At 44.3% G+C, this 16,615-nt stretch carries 20 protein-coding genes; all 20 read left to right on the forward strand.

The genetic code is table 11. From position 1 onward, the window contains the following. Positions 1 to 5 precede the first annotated feature (5 nt). Positions 6 to 1,112 (forward strand): glycosyltransferase, encoded by a 1,107-nt coding sequence (locus Q1X33_RS05060; RefSeq protein WP_309420041.1) that lies wholly within the window; start codon positions 6 to 8, stop codon positions 1,110 to 1,112. Positions 1,113 to 1,124: 12 nt separating this feature from the next. Further along, a complete protein-coding gene (locus Q1X33_RS05065) occupies positions 1,125 to 1,637 on the forward strand; it encodes a glycosyl-4,4'-diaponeurosporenoate acyltransferase (RefSeq protein ID WP_241761022.1) in 513 nt (170 codons plus the stop codon). Between the two features lie 295 nt (positions 1,638 to 1,932). After that, on the forward strand, positions 1,933 to 2,997 hold the full coding sequence (locus tag Q1X33_RS05070; RefSeq protein WP_005226733.1) for a bifunctional transcriptional activator/DNA repair enzyme AdaA: 1,065 nt from the start codon (positions 1,933 to 1,935) through the stop codon (positions 2,995 to 2,997). A gap of 298 nt (positions 2,998 to 3,295) precedes the next feature. Further along, positions 3,296 to 3,724: a MarR family winged helix-turn-helix transcriptional regulator gene (locus Q1X33_RS05075; protein WP_010748593.1), complete on the forward strand. Its 429-nt coding sequence runs from the start codon at positions 3,296 to 3,298 to the stop codon at positions 3,722 to 3,724. 10 nt (positions 3,725 to 3,734) lie between these two features. Further along, positions 3,735 to 4,697 (forward strand): ring-cleaving dioxygenase, encoded by a 963-nt coding sequence (locus Q1X33_RS05080; protein WP_005226737.1) that lies wholly within the window; start codon positions 3,735 to 3,737, stop codon positions 4,695 to 4,697. A gap of 13 nt (positions 4,698 to 4,710) precedes the next feature. Then, positions 4,711 to 5,604: a VOC family protein gene (locus Q1X33_RS05085; protein ID WP_005226739.1), complete on the forward strand. Its 894-nt coding sequence runs from the start codon at positions 4,711 to 4,713 to the stop codon at positions 5,602 to 5,604. Between the two features lie 17 nt (positions 5,605 to 5,621). Then, the gene (locus Q1X33_RS05090; RefSeq protein WP_005226749.1) at positions 5,622 to 6,230 is read left to right on the forward strand and encodes a flavin reductase family protein; all 609 of its coding nucleotides are present in this window, start codon (positions 5,622 to 5,624) and stop codon (positions 6,228 to 6,230) included. A gap of 13 nt (positions 6,231 to 6,243) precedes the next feature. Beyond that, complete coding sequence (locus tag Q1X33_RS05095; RefSeq protein ID WP_005226754.1) at positions 6,244 to 6,840, forward strand: alpha/beta hydrolase; 597 nt, start codon at positions 6,244 to 6,246, stop codon at positions 6,838 to 6,840. Positions 6,841 to 7,262: 422 nt separating this feature from the next. Then, on the forward strand, positions 7,263 to 8,207 hold the full coding sequence (locus Q1X33_RS05100; RefSeq protein ID WP_005226756.1) for a sugar phosphate isomerase/epimerase: 945 nt from the start codon (positions 7,263 to 7,265) through the stop codon (positions 8,205 to 8,207). A gap of 14 nt (positions 8,208 to 8,221) precedes the next feature. Further along, positions 8,222 to 9,595: a PTS transporter subunit EIIC gene (locus tag Q1X33_RS05105; RefSeq protein WP_005231695.1), complete on the forward strand. Its 1,374-nt coding sequence runs from the start codon at positions 8,222 to 8,224 to the stop codon at positions 9,593 to 9,595. Between the two features lie 14 nt (positions 9,596 to 9,609). Beyond that, complete coding sequence (locus tag Q1X33_RS05110) at positions 9,610 to 10,074, forward strand: PTS glucose transporter subunit IIA (protein ID WP_005226760.1); 465 nt, start codon at positions 9,610 to 9,612, stop codon at positions 10,072 to 10,074. 27 nt (positions 10,075 to 10,101) lie between these two features. Next, complete coding sequence (locus Q1X33_RS05115; protein ID WP_005226763.1) at positions 10,102 to 10,764, forward strand: ribulose-phosphate 3-epimerase; 663 nt, start codon at positions 10,102 to 10,104, stop codon at positions 10,762 to 10,764. Continuing rightward, on the forward strand, positions 10,761 to 11,201 hold the full coding sequence (rpiB, locus tag Q1X33_RS05120) for a ribose 5-phosphate isomerase B (RefSeq protein ID WP_005226764.1): 441 nt from the start codon (positions 10,761 to 10,763) through the stop codon (positions 11,199 to 11,201). Before Q1X33_RS05115 ends, rpiB begins: the two co-directional genes overlap by 4 nt. A gap of 171 nt (positions 11,202 to 11,372) precedes the next feature. Then, the gene (locus Q1X33_RS05125) at positions 11,373 to 12,113 is read left to right on the forward strand and encodes a DeoR/GlpR family DNA-binding transcription regulator (RefSeq protein ID WP_241761021.1); all 741 of its coding nucleotides are present in this window, start codon (positions 11,373 to 11,375) and stop codon (positions 12,111 to 12,113) included. Positions 12,114 to 12,572: 459 nt separating this feature from the next. Then, entirely contained in the window at positions 12,573 to 13,004 is a 432-nt protein-coding gene (locus Q1X33_RS05130) for a PTS sugar transporter subunit IIA (RefSeq protein WP_005226767.1), read from the forward strand. Between the two features lie 2 nt (positions 13,005 to 13,006). Then, on the forward strand, positions 13,007 to 13,282 hold the full coding sequence (gene yajC / locus Q1X33_RS05135; RefSeq protein WP_005226768.1) for a preprotein translocase subunit YajC: 276 nt from the start codon (positions 13,007 to 13,009) through the stop codon (positions 13,280 to 13,282). A 19-nt stretch (positions 13,283 to 13,301) separates the two neighbouring features. After that, complete coding sequence (agaV, locus tag Q1X33_RS05140; RefSeq protein ID WP_005226769.1) at positions 13,302 to 13,784, forward strand: PTS N-acetylgalactosamine transporter subunit IIB; 483 nt, start codon at positions 13,302 to 13,304, stop codon at positions 13,782 to 13,784. 26 nt (positions 13,785 to 13,810) lie between these two features. Beyond that, a complete protein-coding gene (locus Q1X33_RS05145; RefSeq protein WP_005226770.1) occupies positions 13,811 to 14,617 on the forward strand; it encodes a PTS sugar transporter subunit IIC in 807 nt (268 codons plus the stop codon). Continuing rightward, positions 14,607 to 15,635 carry a PTS system mannose/fructose/sorbose family transporter subunit IID gene (locus Q1X33_RS05150; RefSeq protein ID WP_005226771.1) on the forward strand — a complete coding sequence of 343 codons (1,029 nt, stop codon included), beginning with the start codon at positions 14,607 to 14,609 and terminating at the stop codon, positions 15,633 to 15,635. The genes Q1X33_RS05145 and Q1X33_RS05150 overlap by 11 nt, the downstream gene beginning before the upstream one ends. Before the next feature lie 214 nt (positions 15,636 to 15,849). Further along, the gene (locus Q1X33_RS05155) at positions 15,850 to 16,584 is read left to right on the forward strand and encodes a GntR family transcriptional regulator (protein ID WP_005226773.1); all 735 of its coding nucleotides are present in this window, start codon (positions 15,850 to 15,852) and stop codon (positions 16,582 to 16,584) included. Positions 16,585 to 16,615: the final 31 nt, after the last annotated feature.

Consider the following 16,615-nt stretch of genomic DNA (forward strand, 5'->3'; position numbering starts at 1 on the left):
AAAGGATGATGACTGTGTACCTGCTGCTCGCTGGTATTTGCGCTGCTTGGCTGGCAGGCTGGCTGATTTTTTTCCGCCTGCCGACGATACCCACCCGCAAGGAGACAGCCGCATCCAAAGACTTGACGGAGAGGGGAGAACTGTCGATCATCATCCCCGCCCGCAATGAAGCAGAAAATTTGCCGCAATTGTTGGCGTCCTTGCAGCAGCAAACCCTTCATCCTGTGGAGATTTTGGTGGTTGATGACGGATCGGAAGACGAGACGATCGCCTGTGCTAAGGGCTTCGGTGCGAGGGTCTTGCAAACCACTGCTGATTCTGCTGGGAAAGCAGCGGCTTGTTGGTTAGGCGCCTCACAAGCAGTGGGCAAGTATCTATTATTTTTGGATGCCGATACCTTCTTTCTAGCAGAAGATGGCTTAGAGCGTCTTTTCGCTGCGTATGAGGAGCGATCGGGACAAGGACTGCTCTCGGTGCAGCCCTATCATCAAACGAAGCGCCTGTATGAACAACTGTCTGCCGTCTTTAATGTCGTCTTACCTGTCGGGTTGAACCGCTTTTCTATCGTAGGCGAAAAACTCTCAGCTGGCGGCGCCTTTGGTCCGTGTATTTTGTGCAGCAAAACTGCGTACCTTCAAGCCAATGGACATCAGGACATGCCACAAGGAATCTTAGATGATCTAGCATTAGCGAGACGCTTTAAGAAAAAACGCTTGCCGATCGCCTTGTATGGTGGAAAAGACTTGGTGGCCTTTCGGATGTATCCAGCGGGTGTTCGTCAACTTGTTCAAGGCTGGACGAAGGACTTTGCCACTGCTTCGCAATCCACTCACCCTTTGATTATGGCGGGCGTCATCTTGTGGATCAGCGGCGGCATTGGGGTACTGGCGGCACCATTTCTGATGGAACCGCTTTGGCTAGGACTGCTTTTTTATGCTGCTTATTTTGGACAAACTCTGTGCTTTGCCCGCCGTGTCGGCAACTTCAACCGAATCCTGCTGCTTTTTTTCCCATGTTACTTTCTTTTTTTCCTAGGCTTATTTGGTTGGTCGTGGATCCAAATCCATTTGTTGAAATCCGTGACCTGGAAAGGACGCAAAATCAATTTATAGGAGGCGATGCACATGCCGCTGATCACCTTATCTCCACTGCTCTTGCTCATTACAGACAGCTTGGCTTGGCTGCTGTTTCATCTAGGCATCTCCTTTGGCTTGCGCAAAGTCAGTGATGCCTTTTTTGAACGTCATGCCAACTGGTTCCGTTCTCTTGCCTTTGAAAAAGGCGGTAGGATCTGGGCGGAGGTGTTTCGTATTCGTCAGTGGAAAGACAAATTGCCCGACGGCACTGTGATTGCCAAAAAAGGCTTTGACAAATCCCGCTTGGCTCAACAGCAAAAGGACTATCTGGAAAAATTCGTCATCGAGACACGCCGAGCAGAGCTGACCCATTGGCTGCTGATGGTTCCAGCACCGTTCTTTTTCCTCTGGAATCCTGCGTGGGCGGGCTGGGTGATGATCGTCTATGCGTTATTGGCTAACTGCCCATTTATCATGATCCAACGCTACAATCGCCCCCGTTTGGAGCGAGTCTTGCGGAAAAAAAGTGCCCTGCAAGTCAAGCAGAAGGCGACGGTCTAGGTTCCTGTAGGTGCCGCTTTAAGATTCGCTGAAAAATAGGCAAACTGGAAATCAAAAGGATCGGAGGGCAACTGCCTTCGATCCTTTTTAAAAAATTGGTGTTAATTTTTATGGGATGTGCCAAGTCCATTTTTTGTACACTAAGGTCATTCAGAGGAAAGGGTGATCGTATGTCATCAGAAGGATGTGGGCAAATTTTCGAACTGCCATTGCAGACTGCTGCATTGGTTGATCGTGTGTTTGGACAGGCACGAAGTATTTTTGTAAGTGTAGAAAAGAGGGAGGGATGCGCAAGATGATTGAAGATAGCCGACAACGGGACCACTATTACGACATGCTGATTGAAAAAAATTCCCAATATGAAGGGATTTTTTATGTTGGGGTAAAAACCACCGGCGTCTTTTGCCGTCCCACCTGCCCAGCGAAAAAACCGCTCAAAAAAAATTGCGAGTTTTTTCAGACGGCACAAGAAGCGCTGCTGGCGGCGTATCGTCCCTGCAAACGATGTCGCCCGCTCAGCTCGCCTAGCCACTTATCCCCTGACGTGAAAAGCCTGGTGGAAGCCGTGGAGAGTAACCCAGAGAAAAAGTGGACCGACAAAGATTTTGAAGCACTAGCGATCCATCCCAATACCGCACGACGACAATTCAAAAAATATTTTGGCATGACCTTTATCGAATACTCCCGTGCACGCCGCTTAGGATTAGCGTTTAAGCAGATTCGTGAAGGAGAACCGCTGATCCAAGCGCAATTAGAAGCCGGTTTCGATTCTGGCAACGGCTTTCGAGATGCGTTTTCTCGGATTATGGGGGAGTTGCCTTCCAACAGCCGCGAAAAAACGATTCTTTCTTCTGCTTGGCTTGAGACCAAGCTGGGGTCGATGTTGGCGATCAGCGACCAGCAGCAGCTTTACTTGTTAGAATTCGTGGATCGCAGAGGACTAGAAACGGAGATTGCTGTTTTGAGAAGCCGTTTGAATGCAGTGATCATTCCCCAGCAAACAGCAATCATTCAGCAACTCAAACAAGAACTGACGGAATATTTTGCAGGGAATCGAACTGTCTTCACGGTACCCATCGCATTGATCGGCTCTGATTTTCAAAAAGCCGTCTGGCAGCAGCTGTTGGCGATGAAGATCGGAGAAACATACTCTTACAAACAATTGGCACAGCGAATCGGCAATGAAAAAGCCACCCGAGCTGTTGCCAATGCCAACGGAAAAAATCAATTGGCGTTGATCGTTCCATGCCACCGCGTCATCAATAGCGATGGCAGTATCGGCGGCTATGGTGGCGGGATCGAACGCAAAAAGTGGCTGCTGGCTTTGGAAAAGCAGGTGCAGCCGACCACAATGATCTAAAAAGGACAAGTATGCGTCGGAATCAGCGCTTCATTGATCGGTACATGGAATGGATCGAATCCTTTTAATTAAAATATATATTTAGCGGAACTTATGGAACTTTTCATAAGTTCCGCTTTTTTTTTAGATTTGGCGGGTTCATAGAGAAAAGGCGGGACCGTCGTTAGTGTCTAAGTGTTCTTTATCTCTACAAAAATAAGCATTGAATGATTTTCTTAAATAACCAAAGCATATCCTTTTACAACTTACAAAAAGTAAGTTATGATTATCTCGAATTCGAAATAAAGAGGTGAGGAAAATGGCGCATCAAGAAGAAGCGCTCAAAGCATACATCGGTTTGCTGCGTACGGCGAGTCGTTTGGAACAAGTGGCAAAAAAAGATGTCCGTTGTTATGGCTTAAATATCACAGAGTTTTCCGTACTGGAATTGCTTTACCATAAAGGCACCCATACGACGCAAGCCATCAAGGAAAAAATCTTGATCGCCAGCAGCTCCACAACCTACGTGGTCGATCAATTAGTCAAAAAAGGCTGCGTGCAACGGGAACCTAGCCAAGAAGATCAACGGGTAACATACGTCAGTATTACGGAAGCAGGCAGGGCGTTGATGGAGAAAATTTTTCCCAGTCATGCACAAAAGATTGCGGCGAGTTTTTCCGAACTCAGCAGTGAAGAATTGCAACAATTAAAAACAATTTTACGAAAAATAACTTACGATCAGAAATGAGGAAAAGAAAATGAGAAAACAAGACCAATTATTAGGGGTACACCATGTGACGGCTATGACAAGTGATGTGGAACGGAATTACCATTTCTTTACAGATGTGTTAGGGATGCGTTTAGTGAAAAAAACCGTCAATCAAGATGACATTTATACGTATCATACTTACTTTGCGGATGATTTAGGGACACCGGGAACGACCATGACGTTCTTTGATTTTCCCAATACCGCTCGTGGTAGCAAAGGAACCAATTCGATCACCCGCACCAGTTTTCGAGTATCCAGTGATGCAGCCCTTGATTATTATGCCGCACGCTTTGATGAATTTGAGGTAAAACACGAGGCAATCACCACCGAATTTGGGAAAAAAGTGTTGCGCTTTTGGGATTTTGATACGCAAGCCTATCAACTGATCTCTGATGAACACAATACTGGCGTGAAAGCTGGTATCCCTTGGAAAAAAGGACCGGTTCCTACTGAGTTTGCGATTTATGGCTTAGGTCCTGTTGAAATGTCTGTTTCTTATTTGGCAGATTTCAAAGGGCTGCTGGAATCCGTCTTTGATTTCAAAACCATTGATCAAGTAGACAATCGCTATTTGCTAGAAGTCGGTGAAGGCGGCAATGGCGCCCAAATCGTTTTAGTGGAAGACACCACGAGCCCACAAGCACAACAAGGGGACGGCGAAGTGCATCATGTGGCTTTTCGCTTAGCCCATCACGATTCGTTAGCAGTCTGGCAAGAAGTCTTTGATAACTTGGGATTGGCCAACTCTGGCTATGTCGATCGTTACTATTTTGAATCGTTGTATGTGCGCATCGGCCATATTCTTTTTGAACTAGCGACAGATGAACCAGGGTTTATGGGGGATGAGCCATACGAAACATTGGGTGAATCCTTATCATTGGCACCATTTTTAGAAAATCGCCGTGAATACATCGAAGGAGTCATCAAACCCTTCAATACAAAACGCGCCTAAGGAGGCACATAGTATGCAACCCATTCAACAGATCCACCATATTTCAGCCATCGTAGGCGATCCCCAAACGAACGTTGTCTTTTACCGTGACGTGTTGGGGTTGCGCCTCGTAAAACAAACCGTCAATTTTGATGATCCCTACACGTATCATCTTTATTACAGCAATCAAGCGTTAGAAAATGGGACCATCATCACCTTCTTCCCTTGGGCAAAGGCCCATCCTGGGCGAGTAGGAAGCGGACAAGTCGGCACGATCGCGTTTCGCATTCCAAAAGACAGCAGTGCCTATTGGCAAGAACATCTGGCGAAACATCAAGTAACTGTCCAAGAAAGTACATTGTTTGACCGGCCAACTTTAGAACTTCATGATCAGCATGACCTGTCTTTGGCGCTAGTCGAAGCCGAAGAATCGGCGGAAACACCAGCGATTGTAGGCTTTCATGGGGCCGTCTTGCTTTCGGCACAACCAGAAGCGACCATTCAAACGCTGGCAGATGATCTAGGACTGAACATTTTTAACAAAACAGAGAAAAGCACCCATCTTCATACCGCAGGCACCCTCGCTCATGAGATCGTCGTGCCCCATGAAGCACTGCCAGCAGGGCGCTGGGGTGTTGGCACCGTCCATCACATCGCGTGGTCTGTGCCAACGGAAGCAGTGCAAAAAGAGTGGCAAGAGTACTTCTACGATCAAAGATACGGAGTCACTGAAATCAAAGACCGCAATTATTTCAAAGCCGTCTATTTCCAAGAGCGGGGCAACATCGTCTTTGAGATCGCAACAGAAACCCCAGGCTTTTTAGTTGATGAACCATTAGAAACGTTAGGACAGCAGTTGATGCTGCCAGCCCAATTTGAAAGCCGGCGTGCAGAGATCGAGGATCGCTTGCCAGACTTATCGGTTTAGAAAAAAGGAGACGCTGTATGCACTATTTAGATCCCAAGGATTTGACCCAACGAGAAAATTATAAGCTACTGATTGGCTCCATCATTCCACGGCCAGTGGCAGTGGTCAGTACGCAATCAGCCGATGGTATCGTCAACATCGCCCCATTCAGTTTTTTTAACATCGTCAGCTCAGAACCCGTGATCCTCTCGTTGGCTATCCAGCGCAAAGAGGGGGAACTGAAAGACACCGCCCGCAATCTGTTGGCGACGAAAGAAGCCGTCGTGCATATTTTGGATCAAACAAATGTCCAAGAGGCCAATAAAACCGCGGCATTATTGCCCGCAGACCAAAGCGAGTTGACGGTTTCTGGGTTTACCACAACGACATCGAAAACGATTGCCGTTCCTGGCTTGAAAGAAGCCAGTGTACGCTTAGAAACGATTCTGCATCAGCACGTACCCATCAAAAAAGACCAGCAGACCACTGCCGATCTCTTATTGTTGGAAGTCGTCGGCTACCAGATTGCAGAGCATGTCTATCAAGACGGCAAGATCGATCCCCATGCCTTACAAGCAGTCAGCCGGCTAGCGGGAAATTCTTACGCAACGATTGGGGAGATTTTCGATATCAAACGACCAAGTTAAAGGAGGAACTTCGATGAAAGCAATCTACCAACAAGGAGCAGCCGACGCACCAGTTTTGGTGCTGCTCCACGGCACTGGTGGCGACGAACAGTCGTTGCTGGAAGTAGGCAAAGCCCTTGATCCCCAAGCATCACTATTAGGTATTCGCGGGAACGTTTTAGAAAACGGCATGCCTCGTTACTTCAAACGTCTAGCTGAAGGGGTGTATGATGAAGCCGACTTAGCACTTCGCGGCGACGAATTAGCCGATTTCATTCGGCAAGCCGCCAAAGAATACAACTTTTCGTTAGCGCAAGTGGTACTGGTGGGTTATTCCAATGGCGCCAACATTGCCATTCGCTTATTACTAAATGATAGCGACCACTTCAAAAAAGCGATCCTCTACCACGCCATGTATCCAGTCGAGAATTTACCGACGAATTCCTTGCCTGACACTCATGTGTTTCTGAGTTTTGGCAGAAACGACCCAATCGTTTCCCTAGCCGACAGTACTTACGTCCAAGAGATCTTCACCTCCCGGGGTGCAGTCCTTTCAACCGTTTGGACCCCAAGTCATCAGTTAACGTATGAAGAAGTCGAACACTCGCGCACGTGGTTGACCGAACAATAAAGCAGTGCCTCTTTCCTAATCAAACAGCGATCCTGCTGGTTGGTTAGGCTTTTTTGTTTCACGTGAAAACAATTCGAAAGAGTGAGAGGGGATACATTACTAGGGGCGCCTAGTTCAATAGCAGCCCACTAAGGATTTACCAAATGATCCTTTTTCTGAAACGAATAGAGTCAAATCAGCATAATCAGTGAATCAAGACAATGTGTTTTAAAATAATCCATAAAAAATCAATTTATTTCAAATGATTTCAAAAGTGAGTTTTAACAAAACAGATGCTTGAAAATCACTTTTTTGAAGTATTTCTTTCAACAAATGCAATGCTTCTTAGTGAATTAATTTGAAATAATATGAAATAAAGTGGTTGTAAATGAAAAAAGTTTGTGCTATTCTGGGTCTATAATAAATGGCTAAGGAGAATGAAGATGAAGTTAGCAACGAGAATCAATTCATTTTTATCAATTTACGAAAATGATTTAGACAATGTATTTGGCGCATTCAAAGAATTGGGGCTTGATTATGTAGATTTAAATTATCCGGAGCACGTCGGTGGGACGGCTGCCTCTGAAATGAAAGAGAGATTGGAACAAGCTGATTTGAAATTGAATGGTGTTGCATTGCGATTTAGAGAAGAATTTATCAACGGTGAATTAGGCAATGCTAACTCACAGGTTGCGCAGCATGCCTTAACGTTATGCAAAGAAGCTGCTGATTATTGTCGTGCAGCAGGTGGAGAAGTCGTAACCATTTGGCTTGGTTTTGATGGCTTTGACTATAGTTTTCAAATCAATTACCAAAAGGTTTGGAATCAGATTCGAGATGCCTTTATTGAAATTGCTGACTACGCACCAGATTTGAAAATCAGTATCGAGTACAAACCATTTCAACCAAGAGCCTATGCGTTCATTGATAGTATGGGTGTCACTGGAATGATGCTTAATGAGATCAACCGCAAAAATGTAGGTGTGACCCTTGATTATTGCCATATGCTAATGAAACACGAAAATCCTGCTTTTGCTGCGGATCTGTTCGCGGGAAAAGGGTTATTATACGGTGTGCATCTGAATGATGGGTATGGGTTAAACGACGATGGATTGATGATCGGTTCAGCAACACCCTTCAAAACATTAGAATTCTTGTATTATGTCAAAAAGCATAACTATGACGGTGTGATTTATTTTGATACGTTCCCTGTAATTGAACACGCCTCAAAAGAGTGCGAACAAAACATGAAAATGATCAAGCAAATGGATCAAATGATCGATAACGTAGGCTTGGCTGCGATTCAAGCTGTGATCGATCAAAACGATGCAGTCGCAGCCAATCAGTTGCTGCTTGAATTTTTGTCACCAACAAATCAATCAAAATAAAAGGAGTGGGGAAGATGGATTACAAAGTGATGGCAAAAAATATTTTAGAAAAAATAGGCGGAGCGGAAAATGTTCGCAATATGACACATTGTGCCACTCGGTTGCGCCTAACGTTACATGACACCGCAAAAGCGGATGATCAAGCCGTCGAGAATATCGACGGAGTGATCAATGTCATTAATAAGGCGGGCCAGTACCAGCTTTTGATTGGGACAGAAGTTGGAAAGCTCTATGATGAGTTTGAGCCGTTAGTTAAAGGTAACGAAAGTTCTGGTAGCCCTACCAAGGAAGAACAAGCTTCTGGCAGTATTATCAGCAATATTTTTTCTGCCGTATCTGCTATTTTTGCGCCACTACTCCCAGTTTTGGCGGGCTCAGGGATTTTAAGAGGACTGCTGATTTTGTTTGTTCAGCTCGGGATTATCAGTGAAGACAGCGGCACTTATTCGATTTTATTTGTTGCTTCTATGAGTGTATTTTATTTCTTGCCCGTATTGTTAGCGTTTACTTCGGCGCGGCGGTTTGGTGCCAGTCCGTATATCTCGGCATTGATCGGGGCTGCGTTAATCAATCCTGATTTTATTGCATTGATGGGAGGAGCAGGCAACGGTGCAACGACGGAGTTTTTTGGGATTCCAGTCGTTTTGATGAACTACAATTCGACTGTCGTACCAATCATCCTTTCGATTTGGGCTTTTTCATACCTCTACAAATTCTTAGACAAACACATACCGGAGACTTTAAAATTAGTGGTCGTTCCGTTAGTCTCACTAGCTATTATGGTTCCATTGACAGTGATCGTTATTGGACCAATCGGGGTCTATAGTGGCGAAGCAGTTGCTAATGTGGTGAATTGGTTGATCGAGCGTAGTAGTGTGCTAACTGGAATCTTAGTTGGTGGTGGTTGGAGTGTTCTCGTAAGTTTGGGCATCCACTGGGCAGTCAATCCAATCATGATCAATAACGTTTCGACCTATGGCTTTGATTACATCGTTCCTTTTACTTTTGCATGCAACTTCGCCGTGATAGGTACAACGATTGGCGTTTACTTTAAAGCGAAAGATAAAAAACTGCGAAGCTTTGCTTTAACTGGCTTAGTCACGATCGCATTATCAGCGATTATCGAAGCTACTTTGTTCGGCTTACTTGTAAAAAATAAAAAACTTTTCTTAGCGCAAATTATTGGTGGTGCTGTGGGTGGTGCCTATTTAGGGTTGATGCAAGTTGTAACGAATGCCTTTGTCTTTGGTAGTGTCACCACTTTTCCCGCCTTTGTAGGCTCAACTTCCTCGAATTTCATACAAGCGATGATCGGCTTACTGATTTCAATGGTGGTTTCAGCAGTCTTAGCATTTGTATTTACCAATCGAGACGAGACATTGGCGTAGAAAGCAGGGGAAATATGGGTCTATTTAAGAAGAAAAATGTTATTTATGCACCAGCTAAGGGCGTGGTGAAAAGGATTGAACAAGTGAAGGACGAGATGTTTTCAACCAAACTATTAGGCGATGGGTTTGCTGTGGTACCAACAGATGATCTTGTTACAGCACCGATTGAAGGAACAGTGGTCTCTGTGTTTCCTACAAAACATGCGATTTCGTTAAAAGCCAAAAATGGCTTAGAAGTTCTAGTCCATATTGGGATCGATACTGTGGAGCTAAATGGCGCAGGGTTCGATACCAAAGTTTCTGAAGGTGACAAAGTTACTGCCGAGAGTGTGTTGGCAAACGTTGATTTTCCATTTCTGGCATCACAGGGCAAAGAAACGGATGTAATCGTTGTTTTCACTAATTCCGCACAGCGAACCTTAGTGATTACAGAGAAGCAAGGGCGTTGTGGACAAGCGATTGGCGTTATTAATGAGTGAGAGCATTTGCTGACAGGAGGTAGTGTTTTGAAGAAAAAAATCTTGTGTCCATCTATGATGTGTGCTGATTTTTCAATGCTAAAGGACGAGGTTGCCGCTTTACAAGCGGCGAAAATCGATATTTTTCATCTTGATGTTATGGACGGACGATTTGTTCCGAATTTTGGTATGGGACTTCAAGATATCGAAGCTATTTGCAAATGGTCAGAAACCTTAGTTGATGTCCACTTGATGATTGAAGATCCGGGAGCGTATGTAGAGAAATTTGCGGATATGGGTGTAGATATCATTTATTTTCATCCGGAAGCAGATCGCCATCCTACAAGAACTATCAACAAAATCAAGCAAAAGGGAAAACAAGCCGGAATCGCCATCAATCCTGGAACAAGTGTAGCAATGATCGAAGAACTGCTGCCATTGATCGATTACGTGATGGTAATGACTGTTGATCCCGGTTTTTCAGGTCAAGCATATTTGACACATGTGGAAGGAAAAATAAAGCAGCTTGCTGCAGTTAAGGAACGTTATTTCTACCAATTGATGGCAGATGGAGCGATTTCGCCTGCCGTAATGACTCGCTTAAGCGCCTTAGGCGTTGATGGGTTTGTTTTAGGGACCTCCGCTCTTTTTGGAAAAGAAGAATCGTATCAAGAACTGATCTCAATATATAAAGAGGAGGATCAAGCATGAAACTAGCAATCGATTGTGATCATGTTGGGTTTGAATTAAAAACTGATATCATCACCTATTTGGAGTTGTTAGGGCACACGGTACAAGATTTTGGGACACAAAGTGCTAAACGCGTTGACTATCCCAATTATGCGGCGGCTGTTGCAGAAGCGGTCGTAACCCAAAAGTGTGATTTGGGAATCTTGATTTGTGGCACAGGGGTTGGTATCTCAATTGCTGCCAACAAAATCAAGGGCATCCGAGCCGTGGTGTGCAGCGAACCCTATAGTGCTAAGCTCTCAAGAGAGCATAACAATACCAACGTACTGGCGTTTGGTTCGCGCGTCGTGGGCATCGAACTAGCGAAAATGATTACTAAGGAATGGCTGGCTGCTGAGTTTGAAGGTGGTCGTCACCAAAAACGGGTAGCAATGATTGGTCAGTTAGAAGTAGAATGATCAAAGGTTAGAGGATTCGCTAATGCGAATCCTCGTCTTTTTTTGTTAATGAGAAATTTATCTTATAATCGAGAGCAAATTGACGAACAATGAAAGTCCTTGCTCATACCAAGAGAAAAAGTATGGTATAATTTGAAAAAAAGTGAAGTTGACTAATTAATGGAGGTTGCTATGATTCCATATGAAAGACAAGAAAAAATTTTAGAAGCTTTGGCTCAAGATGAACTGTTAAAAATAGAGCAATTGCAAAGCATTTTGCCTACTGTTTCTATCTCAACATTGAGGCGGGATTTAAAAGAATTAGAAAAATCAGGAAGGGTTGAATTGTTGGCTGGTGGCGCAGTGAAGATTTGTTCAACGGCTTCCGAAATGCCGATTGCAGCTAAGGCTGCTTTGTATTCCCAAGAGAAAGAAGCGATCGCTACTTTGGCTGCTGAGTTGGTTCACGATGGCGATGTGATCTACCTAGATTCTGGTTCGACTTGTACAGCGTTACTGCATAAAATCATTAATAAAAAAATCACGATTATTACTACCAATACGAGTGTCTTTACAATTCAACAAGAAACTCCTGCCGAGATTTTACTTCTTGGTGGCCGATACAATCCCGTTATTTCATCCTTGAATGGTCCATTGACGGATGCAAATTTACAAACGTTTAACTTTCAAACAGCTTTTTTAGGTGCTAATGGTATTGATGCTGAAAAAGGTGTAAGCACCCCCAACTTGGTAGAGGCGAACAAAAAGCGTGAAATTCTAAATAATGCCAAAACCGCCTATTTATTGTGTGACAGCTCGAAATATGGACAAGTCGCCGCGGTAAAAGCTTTTAGTACAGAAGACGTTGTCATTATTTCTGATGCTTATAACGATAAGATTGGAGAACTGACGCAAATCATCTATCCGAATTAAAAACAGGATGGCATCTGAGTGGTATTGGTAATGTTGGAAATACAATTTAATAAAACGCATAATGGAAAATGAGTTTGGCGATGATCAAAACCAGTTAGGGATTATACCTAACTGGTTTTTTTTATTAAGGCAGCAAATTTGCTGATAGTTCCTTTATTCAACAACGTTGATTGCTGTATCGATGAATGGTGGAGTGACTCATGGTTCTTTAGATACCAGGGCGCAAAAATCAGTGGATTTATTAGTTAAAAATAACGTTGTTATCGTACTATTGATGAATTTCAATACCTTTATCAAGTGGTTTGTTGTTTTAAAATCATTGTTTTGGCGCTATTTTTCGTATTTAAAGATAACAAAGACATTTTTATATAAAAACAAAAATTTTGTTGACAGACAAAATGAAAGCGTTTATATTGGATATGTGGTTACTACCAGTTGAGAGTAAGGGGAGGACATAAGATGCTTGGTTTGGTTTTAACAGGTCATGGAGGATTTGCGCAAGGGATGGAAAATGCGCTTGCGATGATTGCAGGGCCGCAAGAACAGTTTCTAACAGTGCCGTTTTTAGAGGAAAATCCGTTAGCTGACTTTGAAAAAGAGTTGCAAGGAGCAATCGATCAATTAAAGGAAACCTGTGATGGGGTCGTGATTTGTGCAGACCTTGTGGGCGGGACCCCTTTTAATGTTGCGATGACCGCTGCCAATGAGGACCCGCAAGTCGAGGTCATCGGCGGCAGCAATCTGCTGATGCTAGTGGAAGGTTCGTTGACTAGATATACAGCAGCTGATCCAGAGCGTTTTTGCCAAGAACTGGCAGAGATTGGCAAGAGCGGTATTTTTCACGGAAAGATCAAAGGCCATGGGGAAATCAAGGAGGAAGAAGGGATTTAACGATGTGGGAAATGATCTTAGCAGCCTCAATCGTGGTGCTTGTTTTTCTCTTTCTCTTTTTGGGGGTCTCGTCTTTCTTGAATGGGAAACATCTGAAAAAGCAAAAAGGCTATTTCGCTGAATTGCAGCAGTCCTTGAAAAAGGGGCAGAAAATCAAATTATACGGCGGCATTATTGGGGAGATTCAAGCACTTGGGAAAGAGACAGTGGATCTAAGGGTGAAATCGGGAACGGTGATTGAAGTAGAACGTAGTGCGGTTGCAGAAATCATGCAGTAAATAAAAGGGGGAAATATTTATGGGAGAACCAAATATTTTATTGACGCGAATCGACAATCGGTTGATTCATGGGCAAGTTGCCACACAATGGAACGGTACGTTGGGGGCAAATCTAATTTTAGTGGCAAATGATAAGGTCGCCAAAGACAAAGTCAGACAAGGGTTGATGGATATGGCGGCGCCAGCTGGCGTCCAAACGAGGTATTTCTCGCTTCAAAAAACCATCGAGATCATTCATAAAGCATCGCCAAAACAAAAAATTTTCATGGTGGTTGAAAATCCGCAAGATGCGTTGAAATTAGCTGAAGGTGGGGTGCCGATCAAGAAACTGAACATTGGGAATATGCATATGTCAGAAGGGAAAAGACAGGTTGCTACGACAGTTGCCGTCGATGAAGCAGATGTCGATGCCTTTAAAAAACTGAAGGAAATGGGGGTGCAATTAGTGATCCAGCGGGTTCCAACGACACCTGTTGAAGATGAAAAGAAATTGTTTCAGTAATGCAGAGGTAAGGAAGGAGAAAGAAAATGGATTACACGATTTTTCAAATCATTTTAGTCTTCATAGTCACATTCATTGCCGCGATCGATCAATTTAGTTTTTTAGAATCATTGTACCAACCCATTGTTACTGGGATGGTTATCGGACTTATTCTTGGAGATCTTCAAACCGGCTTGATCGTTGGCGGAACCTATCAGTTAATGACGATCGGCAATATGCCGGTGGGCGGCGCGCAACCGCCAAATGCGGTGATTGGCGGAATTATGGCAGCAATCTTAGCGATCACGCTGCAGCTGGAACCCACAGTAGCGGTTGCTACGGCGATTCCGTTTTCTTTGCTGGGGCAATATGGGGTGACGATTATCTTCTCACTAATGTCGCCAGTGATGTCAAAAGCCGACAGCTACGCCCATGATGCCAATACGAAGGGCATTGATCGAATCAATTATTTAGCGATGGCGGGTCTTGGAACGATCTTCGGCTTGATCGTGGTCTTATTCTTTATCGGCGGTGCTGCCTTCGGGAATCAGGCGGTCGCAGCGATCCCTCAATGGTTGATGGGTGGTCTCGGCGCAGCTGGGGGCATGATGCGGTATGTCGGTTTTGCGATTTTACTAAAAGTGATGGTTTCCAAAGAAATGTGGGGCTTCTTCTTTATGGGGTTTGGTTTAGCCACGATCGTAATGGCGGCACCTTCTTTGCAAGGACCAGCCTTGATCATTCTAGCCTTTATCGGTTTTGCATTAGCCTTTTGGGATTATCAAATCCAGTCCAAGTTTAAAGTAGCAGCAGCCAATACCTATGATTTCGGAGGCGATGAAGATGGCATATAATATTCCCGATTCTTATAGCGAACAAGCGCCCGCAGAACAACTGGATAAAAAGACCTTGAACAATATGGTCTGGCGTTCCTTATTTCTACAAGCCTCTTTCAACTATGAGCGAATGCAGGCAGGAGGCTGGTTATTCAGTATTTTACCGGGCTTGAAAAAGATCCATAAAAATGAAAAGGACTTGGCTGCTTCAATGAGCCATAACTTAGAGTTTTTCAATACCCATCCATTTTTGGTGAACTTTGTGATGGGGATCATTTTATCGATGGAACAAAACAAAGCCGATATTCCCATGATTCGGGCAGTGCGAGTCGCCGCGATGGGACCGTTAGGCGGGATCGGTGATGCGTTGTTCTGGTTTACCTTGGTACCAATCACGGCGGGTATCACAGCCAATATGGCGATCAGCGGCAATATCGCTGCACCGTTTATATTCTTACTGGTATTCAATGCGGCCCAATTTGGTTTGCGGTACTTCTTGATGCACTGGTCCTATCGTTTAGGGACAGATGCAATTGGCATCTTAACGGAAAATGCCAAAGAGTTTACCCGAGCAGCGAGTATTTTAGGGATTTTTGTTGTCGGTTCCTTGACCTGCGTGTATGGAGCGACGTCTTTGGATATTCAGATCCCTAACGGCACTACCAATGAAGTGACGCAAGCGACGACGATCGTGGATGATCAAGCAGCCATTGCCGCTTACGAAGACATGCTGTATACCACGGATGAGAATGGTCAATTGACCGACACATTGCAAGAAAATGCTGCGGTCAATGAACTGGCTAACGGCAAATATGAATTGACGTTTAACAAAGTCAACGAAGTGCCTGTGACGATCGATATTCAAAAAATCCTCGATGGGATCTTGCCGCAAGTGATTCCATTGACCATCACATTGATGCTGTATTTCTTCTTATCAAAACGCGGCTGGACGCCGTTGAAATGTATCGCTTTGCTGCTAGTGATCGGCTTGATCGGTTCTGGCTTTGGCCTGTATCCATCCATTTGGCCGCAATAAGCAAGCTAGCAGAAGAAACGACGCAACACGTAGGAGGAGTTTTGCTAAGCAAGCAACAGCTGACTTTTCAGCTTAGCTCGTGCTGGCAATTGGTTCATTTTCCTGCGTGAAAAGACACAAATTCAGGAAACAGAGCCCCTGTAGACGATTGTTTGACACGCCTATCGGGAAATAGTACACTCGTTATGTGGTAGTAACCAGTTTGGAGGGGCTTATGAATATCAATAAAAATCGACAACCATTATACGATCAATTGTTAAATTTACTGATTGAAAAAATCGAAAATGAAATGGAAGCAGACACAATGCTTCCCTCAGAAAGAGAGCTGTCAAAGCGCTACGGATTAAGTCGGACCACCGTTCGCTTGGCTCTACAGGAGTTAGAAAAATTAGGCTATATTTATCGCCAACATGGCAAAGGCACCTTTGTCTCGGATATCCGCAAGCAGGCAACCAATTTATCAGGTTCGTATAGTTTTACCGAACAGATGAAAGCACTAGGAAAACAACCAGAAACTAGAGTATTGGCATTCAAAAAAATGGAAGCGACAAAATATTTTGCCACTCAGTTGCAAGTTTCCATCGGCGAGCCGATCTACAAGTTAAAACGATTGCGTCTTGCTGATGGCCAACCGATGATGATCGAGCGTTCTTATCTGCCCGTCAAACGCTTCATGCATTTAACGAGTGAGATGATCGAGCAAAAACCATTGTACGATATATTCCATGAAGACTTTCATCAAGTGATCCGCCTCGCGGACGAAGAATTTTTTGCCAGCATTGCCAGTGCGAAAGATGCGGCATTGCTGAAAATCCACGAAGGTGCGCCAGTGTTGAACCTGGTACGCAGCACGTTCAATATTGAAAATGAAGTGATCGAATACACCTTGAGTGTTGCCCGAGCAGACCAATTTAGATACAAAGTCCGCCACTTGCGTAACGACGAGTAGCGCATTTCCTAGACAGTCTGAAATGATCCAC

Origin of the sequence: Enterococcus sp. B2E4, assembly GCF_030499455.1 — a bacterium.
Classification (GTDB): Bacteria; Bacillota; Bacilli; order Lactobacillales; family Enterococcaceae; genus Enterococcus_D; species Enterococcus_D casseliflavus.

What these genes read in the sequence shown, in the direction of transcription:
- Q1X33_RS05065 (WP_241761022.1), top strand. Translation starts at nt 1,125, where the DNA reads ATGCCGCTGATCACCTTATCTCCACTGCTCTTGCTCATTACAGACAGC.
- Q1X33_RS05075 (WP_010748593.1), top strand. Translation starts at nt 3,296, where the DNA reads ATGGCGCATCAAGAAGAAGCGCTCAAAGCATACATCGGTTTGCTGCGT.
- Q1X33_RS05070 (WP_005226733.1), top strand. Translation starts at nt 1,933, where the DNA reads ATGATTGAAGATAGCCGACAACGGGACCACTATTACGACATGCTGATT.
- rpiB (WP_005226764.1), top strand. Translation starts at nt 10,761, where the DNA reads ATGAAACTAGCAATCGATTGTGATCATGTTGGGTTTGAATTAAAAACT.
- Q1X33_RS05130 (WP_005226767.1), top strand. Translation starts at nt 12,573, where the DNA reads ATGCTTGGTTTGGTTTTAACAGGTCATGGAGGATTTGCGCAAGGGATG.
- Q1X33_RS05155 (WP_005226773.1), top strand. Translation starts at nt 15,850, where the DNA reads ATGAATATCAATAAAAATCGACAACCATTATACGATCAATTGTTAAAT.
- yajC (WP_005226768.1), top strand. Translation starts at nt 13,007, where the DNA reads ATGTGGGAAATGATCTTAGCAGCCTCAATCGTGGTGCTTGTTTTTCTC.
- Q1X33_RS05060 (WP_309420041.1), top strand. Translation starts at nt 6, where the DNA reads ATGATGACTGTGTACCTGCTGCTCGCTGGTATTTGCGCTGCTTGGCTG.
- Q1X33_RS05145 (WP_005226770.1), top strand. Translation starts at nt 13,811, where the DNA reads ATGGATTACACGATTTTTCAAATCATTTTAGTCTTCATAGTCACATTC.
- Q1X33_RS05105 (WP_005231695.1), top strand. Translation starts at nt 8,222, where the DNA reads ATGGATTACAAAGTGATGGCAAAAAATATTTTAGAAAAAATAGGCGGA.
- agaV (WP_005226769.1), top strand. Translation starts at nt 13,302, where the DNA reads ATGGGAGAACCAAATATTTTATTGACGCGAATCGACAATCGGTTGATT.
- Q1X33_RS05090 (WP_005226749.1), top strand. Translation starts at nt 5,622, where the DNA reads ATGCACTATTTAGATCCCAAGGATTTGACCCAACGAGAAAATTATAAG.
- Q1X33_RS05110 (WP_005226760.1), top strand. Translation starts at nt 9,610, where the DNA reads ATGGGTCTATTTAAGAAGAAAAATGTTATTTATGCACCAGCTAAGGGC.
- Q1X33_RS05085 (WP_005226739.1), top strand. Translation starts at nt 4,711, where the DNA reads ATGCAACCCATTCAACAGATCCACCATATTTCAGCCATCGTAGGCGAT.
- Q1X33_RS05080 (WP_005226737.1), top strand. Translation starts at nt 3,735, where the DNA reads ATGAGAAAACAAGACCAATTATTAGGGGTACACCATGTGACGGCTATG.
- Q1X33_RS05095 (WP_005226754.1), top strand. Translation starts at nt 6,244, where the DNA reads ATGAAAGCAATCTACCAACAAGGAGCAGCCGACGCACCAGTTTTGGTG.
- Q1X33_RS05150 (WP_005226771.1), top strand. Translation starts at nt 14,607, where the DNA reads ATGGCATATAATATTCCCGATTCTTATAGCGAACAAGCGCCCGCAGAA.
- Q1X33_RS05100 (WP_005226756.1), top strand. Translation starts at nt 7,263, where the DNA reads ATGAAGTTAGCAACGAGAATCAATTCATTTTTATCAATTTACGAAAAT.
- Q1X33_RS05125 (WP_241761021.1), top strand. Translation starts at nt 11,373, where the DNA reads ATGATTCCATATGAAAGACAAGAAAAAATTTTAGAAGCTTTGGCTCAA.